The sequence below is a fragment of the Candidatus Deferrimicrobiaceae bacterium genome, assembly GCA_035256765.1.
GTDB lineage: Bacteria > Desulfobacterota > Deferrimicrobia > Deferrimicrobiales > Deferrimicrobiaceae > CSP1-8.
Map to the genome: position 1 here is coordinate 1 of DATEXR010000141.1, position 10,764 is coordinate 10,764.

The window sequence follows — 10,764 nt, forward strand, 5'->3', positions numbered from 1 at the left end:
TCGAGATTCGCGAGGAAGATGATCCCGAGATGCACCGGGTGGACGTCGAATGCCGTCGCAAGGGGGGCGATGATCGGAACGACGACGACGATCGCCGAGAAAATGTGCATGAAGGACCCGACGACAAGCAGAAACACGTTCAGGATGAGGAGGAAGACGAACCGGGAGTGGATCGTCTGGCGGACCCACTGGAAGATCGTCTGCGGCACCCCCGCGTCGATCAGGTATCCCGTGAGACCCGTCGCCGCCGCGAGGAGGAGGAGGAATCCCCCCACGAGGCACGCGGACTCCGTCCCCGCCTCGGGAAACTGTCTGCGCAACCCGACGTCGCGGTGAACGAACACCTCGACGCAGAAGGCGTACAGGACCGTCATCGCGGCCGCTTCCACAGTCGTGGCGAACCCGCCGAAGATCCCCAGAAGAACGATCACCGGAAGAAGGATGTCCCATTTCGCCTCCCACACCGCCCCGCCAAGCTCCGCCAGCGAAAAGGGGGTGCGCCTCGCGCCCGAGAGGACCCCCGTCCGCACACCCCACCCGGTCATGAGCAGGACGAGCAGGACCCCCGGAAGAAACCCGCCGAGAAACATCTTGTCCACCGGGATCCCCCCCACCACCGCGTACAGGATCACCGGCAGGCACGGCGGGAAGAGGAGCCCGAGCGACCCCGAGGCCGTGAGGAGCCCGAAAGAGAACCTCTCGGGGTATCCCTCCGCGAGAAGAGCCGGCAGCAGTATCCCTCCCAGCGCGACGATCGTCACGCCCGATGCGCCGGTAAACGTCGTGAAGAACGTGCAGACGAGCACCGTGACCACGGCGATCGCGCCGGGCATCCAGCCCAACATCGCGCGGAAGAGCCGGACGAGGCGTTGGGAGGAGTTGCCTGCCGTGAGGATGTACCCCGCGAAGGTGAACAGGGGGATTGTGGCCAGCGTCGGGGAGGTCACCAGCCGGTACATCTCCACCGGGATGGAGGCGAGAGGGACCTGGGAATACCGGAAGAGGAGGACTGCCAAGCCTCCCAGGGCGGCGAACAGGGGAGCGCCGAGGAACACGGCCGCGGCGAGGACGATGAGGGAGGCCGCGAAGGGGGCGCCCCGGGACAAAAGGTCGGACGAGACGGCGAGGGCGCCTGCCACCGCGAGAGCGGCCGTCACCGTCCGCCCCCCCCAGGTATCGGAGGAAAGCCGAACGAGCCGCCATGCGACCAGGGCGAACCCCAGGGGGATCGCCGCCTCGGCCAGCCAGACGGGCAGCAAGGGGAGAAGATACCTGCCGTCGGCCCACTCGATCCTGACGAGGGTGAACCCCGCGTAACCGAGGAGGAGAGAAACGGACGCGGAAACGGACGCGGTGAAGACCGACGCCGGCTTCCGGAAGACCTCCGGGAACCATCCCGTGACCGCCCCGATGGACAGAAGACGCCCGTCCCGAGCGGCGATCGCTCCCCCCAGAAACCCGATCCAGAGAGTCCCGTGCTGGACGAGCGTCGTCGAGCCGGGGATCCCGGTCCGCCAGAGCCATCTGCCGACGATCTCCAGGATCGGCAGGAGAGCCATCGCACAGAGGATCGCGACGGACACCGCGTTTTCCGCCCTGCGCAGGAAAACGATCCCCCCTGTTTCCCGAAGAGGCGTGCCTTCGGCCTTCCCCGCCGGAGGCACCGAAACGCCCCCTTTCTCCGGGTTCACCGGGTCATCGCCCTTCCCGGGCCCGCGGAACTGCGGAATTCGTCCCGGTACTTCCGCACCGCATCGAAAACGTCGGCAGGGATGATCTTCCCCCGGATCTGCGGGTAAATGTCCTCGACGATTTTCCGCCACTCCGCCTCGACCGAAGGAGAAACATGAGTGATCTTCAGTCCGTTATTCACCATCGCCTTCATCGCTTGCTCGTTCAGGTTGCGGATCTCGCGCCGGAGGCGCTCGCTGGCGCTCCGGGACACCTCCAGGATCTTCGGCCTTACCTCCTTGGGGATCTTCTCCCAGGCCCTCTTGTCGATGATCGTGGCGCCGGTAAGCGGCGCCCACTTGAGGTCGGCCATGTTCGGGGCGAGGGCGAACCACTGGAAGGCCAGCGCGGCAAGGGGCGTCGCGTTGAAGGCGTCGATCAGCCCCGTCTGCAGGCCGGGAAGGATGTCCACCACCGAAATCGGCACGGGACGGAACCCCGCTTCCTTGTACAGCTGCGTGAGGGGGACGTCCCCGGCGCCGATATACAGCTTCATCGCCTTCATTTCCGCGGGATGCGTGAACGGCTCCCGTGCGAAGAAGTGGACCCATCCCGCGTCCCCCCAGTTGAGGACGATGTATCCCTTCTCCTCGAGGCGCTTCTCCAGCAGAGGGGAGAGACGGTCGCGGACGTAGTCGAACTCCTCCTCGGAGGCGTACATCATCGGCACGTGCAGGCCGTAGAAGGAACGGTCGAGGAAGGCAAGTCCCATGCCCGTGATCGCCGTGGCCTGCAGCTGCCCCACCCGCATCTTTCGGAGCATCGCATCCTCGTCCCCTACCACTCCTCCGGGATAGATGCGCAGGATGACCTCTCCCCCGGAGACTTTTCCCCATTCCTCCCCCATCTCCCGCAGGACGCGGTGCCACGACGACCCCTCCGGGGCGAGGGTCGCCATCTTGATCACCGTGGGCCCGGCGTACGCCGCGGCGCGGAAAGAGACGAGGAACAGCAGAACCGCGGCCCCCGCCGCCCTACTCCAGAAAGAGATCATCCCCCCTCCCTTCGAGCCATCTCGCCTTGCGCTGCGCCAGGAGATTGGCGAGCCGGAACTCCGGGGCCTCCCCCCGCACGTCAAAGGCGAGCGCCCGGGAAAGAAGCCCCCGGAACTCCTCCCGGTTCTGCGTTCTCACGGAAACCGTCTCGGCGAATGTCACCAGGGGGGAGATCCGCTTCCCGCCGCCGAGTTCCATCGCGCGCTCGAAATGCCGTTTCGCCTCGGCCAGGCCCCCCCCCATCGCCTCGGGGCGCCCCCCTTCGAACGCGATGAAGTATTCGTGAATCGCCCCGTGATCGTAATCCTCCTGCAGCGCAAGGGCGCGGCGCATGAGCGATTCGCACCGGGGAAGGTCCGCGAGCATGGAAGGGTCGGCCCCCGAGAGGGAGATCGCAAGGCTCCAGGAGGCAGCGGTCCAGAAAAGCAGAGGGACGTCCTCCCGGCCGGCCGTCGCGGCCGCGCCCTTCGGGTCCGTTCCCAGCCGTTTCCCGAAACCGGGGTGCGCGGCCTCGAGACCTCTCATGCCGTACCCCTTCGCCCGCAGGAGGAGGCGCTTCGACCGTTCCCTGCCTGCGTCCCCCCGCTCCCTGTCCGTCTCTTCCAACGCGTCCTGCAGGACGAACGCCGAAGCGTATTGCGCGAACCCCCGGACGAGGGAGAGGAGCAACCCCCGGTGGGCGGGCTCCTGCGCGAGAACGTATTCCTCCGCCTTGAGCGCGAAAGGAGCGGCCTCCCGCACAAGCTCCGGGTCGTCGTCGGCGCTGAAGATCTGCCCTCCGGACGACATGACATTCGCCACCCGCGAAACGACGTAGGCCCGGGGGGAACACCCCCCGGACGCCACCCCGAGGAGCAGGGCGAGCAGCGTCGGGAGCGCGCAAAACCTATATTCCGTTGGATGCCTCCTCCGGGACCGCGATTCCCAGCGCCTCGCTCACCTTCTGGCCCAGCTCCCGGCGACGGAACGGCTTCTGGAGAAACCCCGAAAACCCCGAGGCCAGGACTTCCGCGATCCTCCCCCTGTCGTCGTACCCGCTGGCCAGAACGGCTCGGGCGGAGGGGGAGATCCGTCGAATCTCGGCAAACGCCTGTTCCCCCGTCATCCGCGGCATCATCATGTCGAGCAGGACGAGGTCGATCCGGCCGTTCCGCTCCCGGTAAAGGTCGACCGCCTCCTTTCCGTCACGGGCCTCCAGAACGCGGTATCCGAACGACTCCAGCATGGCGCGGACCATCGCCCTCACGTCCTCCTCGTCGTCGGCGACCAGGATGGTTCCCGTCCCGCACACGGGAAACGTCTCCTTCCTCTCCACCGCGGGGGCCTCCCCGTCCACCGCGGGGAACGAGAGGGTGAACGTCGTCCCCTTGCCCGCTTCCGAGGTCACCCGGATCGACCCCCCATGCCCCTCCAGGATGCCGCGGACCGCCGCCAGCCCCAGGCCGCGGCCGATGAACTTCGTCGAGAAGAACGGCTCGAAGATCCGCGACACCGTTTCCGCATCCATGCCGGACCCCGTGTCCGACACCTCGAGCACCGTCCTCGTCCCCGCCTCCGGAGAAAACCCTCCGGAGCCGACCGTCCGTTCCGCCCGGTTTCCGCCGGATTCCCCGCGGGAGGGGCCGTCGGGGGGATTTTCCTCCGTCCGGGTCCGGAGGGTGAGAACCCCTCCGTCGGGCATCGCCTCCGCCGCGTTCAGGCACAGGCTCATGACCACCTGCTTCATCTGGAGGACATCCGCGAGGACCGGGGGAACCTCCCGGGCAAGACCGAGGGCCACCTCCACCGACGGGGGAAGGGCCGTCCGGAGCACCGGGACCTGCTCCTCGACGATCCGGTTGATCGACAGGAGCTCCGATCTGTGTTTCCCCTGGCCGGAGTACGCCAGCAGTTGCCGGGTGAGTTCGGCCGCCCGGCTTCCCATCCGGTCGATGATGGCAAGATATCCGGCCGCCTCTTCGTTCCCCGCGAGCAGCAAGGAGAGCATTTCCGCCGTCCCGGTGATCCCCAGGAGCAGATTGTTGAATTCGTGGGCCACCCCCCCCGCCAGCATCCCGATCGTCTCCATTTTCTGGCTCTCGAAGAGGCGGCTTTCCATCGCGTTTCGCTGCGTGATGTCCCTCGAGATCCGGAGGACCCGAGGGGCCTCCCCGGGGCTCCCCGGCACGGCCGAGGAGACCGTCTCCACCTCCGCGAATCCTCCGTCCTTCTTCCGGAGGCGGTGCTGCATCGTCACCGAGGGGGTTTCCCCGGCAACAAGACGGCGGACCGCCTCGCCCATCCCTTCCCGGTCCTCCGATGGAAGGAAGCTCTCGCTCCCGCGGCCGACCATCTCCTCCGGCCGGTATCCGAGCATCCGGTGCGCCGAGGGGCTCGCGAAGAGAACCTTCCCGGACGCGTCGATCAGGGAGATGAAGTCGAGGGCATGGTCCGCGAGGAAACGGTAGCGCGCCTCGGAGACCCGCAGCCTCTCCTCCACCCTCCGGCGCTCGAGGGCCGCGGAGAGAATGGAAGCGACGGACCCCGCGATGCGAGAATCCTCTTCCTCCCATTTCCGGGGAGCGCCATACCCGTGGAGGGCGAGCAGGCCGACGAGGCCGGTGCCGAACTTCAGCGGGGCGAGAAGGAGGGACCGCACGGAGTGCGGTTCATGGAGGACCCGGACCGGGTCATCCGGAGGCAGGGACAGGATGTCGTCCGCCGCCAGGATCCCGTGGTCGCGCAGATTCCCGAGCGCGGCATCCCAGCGGGGGTCCGGGCCGTACACCGCCCGCAGGTCCGGCCAATCCCCGGAACCGGCGAAGTGGTGGACCGCCGCGCCTCCGTCCCTCTCCCGGTACGAGACGAGATAGCAGGCGTCGACCCCGCACAGGCCCACGATGACCCGGCACGTCTCCCCGAGAAGCTCGTCCATACCGAGCCCCAGCGAGCAGATCCGGGCGATGCCCGGCACGACCGCGGCGGGGATCTCGAACGCCGCCGGCTCGGCGCCGTCTCGAATCCGCCCGCGAAACGGGATCGGGTCCCCCAATGCCCATTCCTCCGCCGAGGGATTTTCCCTGATTCTCCCATTATCCATGAAAGGGGGGGGAATGTGGGCAACAAACCGATCGGTTCCCGCCCCCGGGAAAAAACGCCTGCGGCACGTCAAGGGGATCCGTTTTTAGTTGCCGGGGGGAAAATCCCTGATTCAATATATAGATATCATGAGCCCGTTTCCCCGCAGCCCTCTTTTGACCACTCTTCTGTCCGGCATCCCCGCATTCGTCTTTACCCTGCGGCACAAAACGTTCGGCCTGCTCTTCGTGACGGACGGCGTTACGGCCCTCACCGGGTTCGAGGCCCGGGACCTTCTGGCCCAGCCGGGGCTCTTTGTCTCCCGCCTGCTCCCCGAGGGAAGAGAGGAACTGGAACGCCTCTGCGCAGATCTCCCGGAAGGCGCATGTCCGATGTGGGAATTCCGCCTCCGGTGCGCCGACGGGCGGGCGCGGTGGTTCCGGGCGCACCTCACGAGATCGCGAGGCCCGCTCGGAGACCCGGAATCGGTCTCGGGAATCGCCCTCTCCTCCGAGGAGGAACGAACCGCCCGCAGGGAGGCGACCGAAGGGGTCTCCACCCTGCAGACCGCCGGGGCCCCGATCTTCTTCTCCGACTTCGAGGGGAAGATCCGCCTGTGGAACGACGCCTCCAAACTCTTCTTCGGCTGGACCCGGACCGAGATGGTCGGGTCCTCCCTCCACCGGCTCTTTCCCGCTCCCCCGGAAGTCGTCGACACCATGGTCCGCACGGTGCGCAACGGGGGAACGGTCTCCCAGGAAACCCGCCTGTGCACGAAGCCGGGGGATGAGGTCGACTGCCGGGTGACACTCTCCCGCGTGGCCGGGGAAGGGGGCGTCCCGGCGGGAATGGTCGTCACCGTCCAGGGGACGGGAGAAAGGAAGGGACTGGAGAACAAGCTCCAGCAGGTGATCACCCGGCTTCGGACGATCCAGCGGGTGAACCGGGTCATCGCGTCGGACTGGGACATCGGGAAGGTCCACGCGCGGATCGCGGAACAGATGGTGAAGCTGATCGATTTCGACCGGACTTCGGTGGCCGTCTTCGAAGAAGGGAAGGACCCCATCCTCATCCGCGCCTATTCGAAGGGACACACCGATTTCGGGACCGGAATCCGCTTCCCGCTCGAACGTTCGGCCCCCGGCTGGGTCCTCTCCCACCGCATGCCGCGGGTGGACGTCGACATGGAGACCTCCCCGGACCCGTTCGCGGAGAACGAGGTCCTCGTGAGGGAGGGAATGCGGTCCCGGCTCGTGATCCCCCTGTTCGCCGGGGAGAGGATCGTGGGGACGCTGAACTTCAACAGCCGCCGGAAGGGAGCCTACTCCCTCTCCACCGTGGAGCGGCTGGGGAGCATCCCGGACCAGATGGCGATGGCGATCGGCAAGTACCGGATGGTCACGCGCCTTCGCGCCTCCGAGGAGAAATACCGCCTCCTGTTCCAGATGGGCCCTCCCGCGAACACGGCGGGGAGGAACGGAGAGTTCCTCGACGTGAACGAGGGCTGCCTGCGGCTTTACGGGTATACTCGGGAAGAATTCCTTCGCCTCTCCGTTTCCGACCTCGCCGCCTTTCCGGGAAAGGACATCCATTATGAAACCGTCCTGCGCACCGGAAAGCCGCGGGAGACGGAAGTGGTGCAGAAACGGAAGGACGGCACGTATTTCCTGGCCTGGCTCAACGCCTTCCCGATCTCGGGGGACCTCGTATTGGGACAGATCACCGACATCACCCGGCGGAAGGACGCCGAGGAGGCTCTTCGCAGGGAAAAGGATTTCTCCTCCCGGATCCTCGAGGTCGCAAACGTCCTGATCGTGGTGCTCAACCGGGAGGGAAGGATCCTTCTCTTCAACCGGAAGTGCGAGGAGGTGACCGGGTGGCGGGAAAGCGAGGTCCTGGGAAGACGGCTGTGGGACTTCCTCCTGCCCGAGCGGGTCATCGCCCCGATCCGGGAGTCGTTCTCCCGGCTGGGCGAGATGGACATTTTCCCCTTCTATGAAAACCCCTGGCTCCTGCGGGACGGCGGGGAGCGGAACATCCGCTGGAACAACACGGTCACGAGGAACGAGCGGGGCGAGGTGGTCTGGGTGATCGGGACCGGGACCGACATCACCGAGCAGAGGCTTCTCGAGGATCAGCTGCGTCACATCCAGAAGATGGACGCCGTGGGGACCCTCGCGGGAGGGATCGCCCACGACTTCAACAACATCATCCAGGCGATCATGGGGTACACCTCCCTGCTCAAGACAAGGATCGGGGATGCGGGGGCGGAAGAAGTCGACGCCATCGAACGGGCCGGCCTGCGCGCGTCCGAGCTCACCACCCAACTCCTCGGATTCGCGCGGGGAGGCAAGTACGAGGTGAGGTCGGTCGACCTCAACCAGGTCGTGGGGAAGGTCGTTCCCATGATCCGCCACACCTTCGACCGGTCGATCGAGATCCGGACGGAGCTGGCCGGCGGCCTGCCGGCCGTCGAGGGGGACGCCGGCCAGCTGGAGCAGACGGTCCTGAACCTGTGCATCAACGCCCGCGATGCCATGCCCCGCGGCGGAATCCTCACGCTCGCGACGCACCGGGAGAAGGTTTCGGGGGAGGAGGGGGGAGCCCCCGAGGGGACGCCCCGCGGGGAGTACGTCCTGCTCTCCCTCTCCGACACCGGCGTCGGGATCCCTCCCGAAAACCTCCCGCGCATCTTCGAGCCGTTCTTTACCACGAAGGAGGCGGGAAAGGGGAGCGGAATGGGACTGGCGATGGCGTACGGCATCGTGAAAAACCACGGAGGGTCCCTGGACGTCCGGAGCGCCTTGGGGAAGGGGTCGACGTTCCGGATGCTGCTTCCCGCCTCGGCGAAGGAGATCCCGCCCCCGCCTCCCGCCGTCAAGGAGGAGCCGGCGCCCGGGGGCACGGAGACGGTCCTTTTCGTCGACGACGAGGAGTCGCTGCGCGTGCTGGCGGTGGAGATGCTCGGCAGGCTCGGCTACCGGGTCCTCACGGCCGGGAACGGCTTCGAGGCGGTGAAGATCTTCCGGGAGAGGCAGGAGGAGATCGCGGCGGTCATCCTCGACATGATCATGCCCGGGATGGGAGGGGAGGAGACGTTCCTCCGGCTGAAGGAGATCGATCCGGCCGCCCGGGTCCTGCTCTCCTCGGGATACGCCGTCGAGGGCAGGCCGCAGACCCTTCTCTCGGCCGGGGCCGCGGGGTTCCTGCAGAAGCCGTACCGGGTCGGGACCCTGGCGGCGGCCTTGCGCAGGACCATCGGGGGGAAAGAGCCGTAACGCCGGACGGAGGCGAGGAGCTCCCGCCTAACCCCAATACTGTTCACTTAACTTCCCCGCCGTGATATCCTGTTCAAAACTCGAACAGGAGGACAGGCCATGGCACGTACGGCGGCGGAACTTCCGAAGGGGGCGCGAATCACCGATTACATCAGCTTGGGGGTGCTGGCCAAGACCTTTCCCAAGGAGAGGATTCGATCCGTGTTGTCCGCCACGGGGAAAACGAGCGTTCGCCAGCGCGATTTGCCGGCCCACGTGGTCATCTACTACGTCATCGCCCTGGCGCTGTACATGCAGTCTTCCTACCGCGAGGTCCTGCGATGCCTTCTGGAGGGGTTGCAGTGGCTGCACGATCCGTCGGTCAAGGCCAAGGTGGCCGGCAAGTCCGGGATCTCGCAGGCGCGCACCCGGCTGGGATGGGAGCCGTTGCGGCAACTGCATGACGAGATCGTACGCCCGATCGCCGGGAAGGCAACCCAAGGCGCTTGGTACCGCGATTGGCGTCTGGTGAGCCTGGACGGCAGCACCTTGGATGTGGCGGACGAGAAGGCGAATGAAGAGACTTTCGGCCGGCCGGGTGCTTCCCGCGGCAAAAGCGCCTACCCCCAAATCCGTTTCGTGTCGCTGGTGGAAAACGGCACGCACGTGTTGTTTGGCACCCAGGTGAGCGCCTATGGGACGGGCGAAATCACGCTGGCCAAAACCGTGCTTCCGGGATTGCAAGAGGGCATGCTGTGTCTGGCCGACCGACAGTTCTTTGGGTTTACGTTCTGGCAAGAGGCGCTTTCCACGGGTGCCGATATGCTCTGGCGGATCAAGAAAAACCTGCGCCTTTCCTGCGAAAAAAGGCTCTCCGACGGGTCCTATCTGAGTCGTATCTACCCGTCGGCACGGGATGGGCGGCACAAGACCAACGGGGTCGTGGTGCGGGTAATCGACTACCGCTTGGAAGGGGTTGCCGATTCTGAACCGATGTACCGATTGGCCACCAGCATTCTGGAGGCCGAACAGGCCCCCGCCCAGGAATTGGCGGCCCTTTATCAGGAGCGATGGGAGATCGAAACGGCGCTGGATGAACTGAAAACCCATCTTCGGGGAGCCAGGATCGTCCTGCGCAGCAAGACGCCGGACTTGGTCCGGCAGGAGTTCTACGGGCTTTTGCTGGCTCACTTCGCCATCCGCGGGCTCATGCACGAAGCCGCCCTCAAAGGGGATGAAGACCCGGACCGCCTCTCTTTCCTGCATGCGGTGCGCGTTATTCGCCGCAAACTCTCCACCTATCACGCCGTTCCCCCCTCAGCACCGAATGGTCTTTCATGACAGCGTACTCGAGGAAATTCTGCAGGAGCGGGTCGTCTCCAGCCGCAACCGACGCAACCCGCGCGGCGTCAAGCGCAAGATGAGCAACTTTCCGCTTCGCCCCCGCAACGCAAAGCCGCTCCCGCCGATCAACATCGACAAGGCGATCAGGATCATTAAATGAACAGTATTGCGCCTAACCCGCATTTCTCACCAGGGTTCGTCGCGAGGCGGTGGAGACGGGCGTGGATGCAAGGCGCGCGACCGAGGGCCCCGGAGACGTAGTCGACACTACGTCGAGGAGCCCGACCGAGCGCAACGCAGCAGGCATGCCCGTATCCGCCGCAGCAGCAGAAGCCTGGTGGGAAATTCGGGTTAATCCTTCCAGTGGACCTGTTCAAAGC

Annotated in this window: 7 protein-coding genes; 3 read left to right on the top strand and 4 right to left on the bottom strand. The window is 66.0% G+C overall.

Going from position 1 to position 10,764, the window contains the following annotated elements; all coding sequences use genetic code 11:
- From VJ307_04865 to VJ307_04880, 4 genes are all read right to left on the bottom strand, one after another.
- A partial coding sequence (locus VJ307_04865; GenBank protein ID HJX73469.1) for a TRAP transporter large permease subunit occupies nt 1-1,691 on the bottom strand: 1,691 nt, incomplete at its 3' end.
- Entirely contained in the window at nt 1,688-2,725 is a 1,038-nt protein-coding gene (gene dctP / locus VJ307_04870; GenBank protein ID HJX73470.1) for a TRAP transporter substrate-binding protein DctP, read from the bottom strand. The genes VJ307_04865 and dctP, both read right to left, overlap by 4 nt.
- Entirely contained in the window at nt 2,706-3,527 is an 822-nt protein-coding gene (locus VJ307_04875) for a TRAP transporter TatT component family protein (protein ID HJX73471.1), read from the bottom strand. Before VJ307_04875 ends, dctP begins: the two co-directional genes overlap by 20 nt.
- Nucleotides 3,528-3,612: 85 nt before the next feature.
- Nucleotides 3,613-5,757 carry a response regulator gene (locus VJ307_04880; GenBank protein HJX73472.1) on the bottom strand — a complete coding sequence of 715 codons (2,145 nt, stop codon included), beginning with the start codon at nt 5,755-5,757 and terminating at the stop codon, nt 3,613-3,615.
- A gap of 175 nt (nt 5,758-5,932) precedes the next feature.
- Here VJ307_04880 and VJ307_04885 point away from each other — a divergent pair, with 175 nt between their 5' ends.
- From VJ307_04885 to VJ307_04895, 3 genes are all read left to right on the top strand, one after another.
- Nucleotides 5,933-9,061: a PAS domain S-box protein gene (locus tag VJ307_04885; protein HJX73473.1), complete on the top strand. Its 3,129-nt coding sequence runs from the start codon at nt 5,933-5,935 to the stop codon at nt 9,059-9,061.
- Nucleotides 9,062-9,160: 99 nt separating this feature from the next.
- Entirely contained in the window at nt 9,161-10,381 is a 1,221-nt protein-coding gene (locus tag VJ307_04890; protein HJX73474.1) for an IS4 family transposase, read from the top strand.
- Nucleotides 10,368-10,544 carry a hypothetical protein gene (locus tag VJ307_04895; GenBank protein ID HJX73475.1) on the top strand — a complete coding sequence of 59 codons (177 nt, stop codon included), beginning with the start codon at nt 10,368-10,370 and terminating at the stop codon, nt 10,542-10,544. The genes VJ307_04890 and VJ307_04895 overlap by 14 nt, the downstream gene beginning before the upstream one ends.
- Nucleotides 10,545-10,764: the final 220 nt, after the last annotated feature.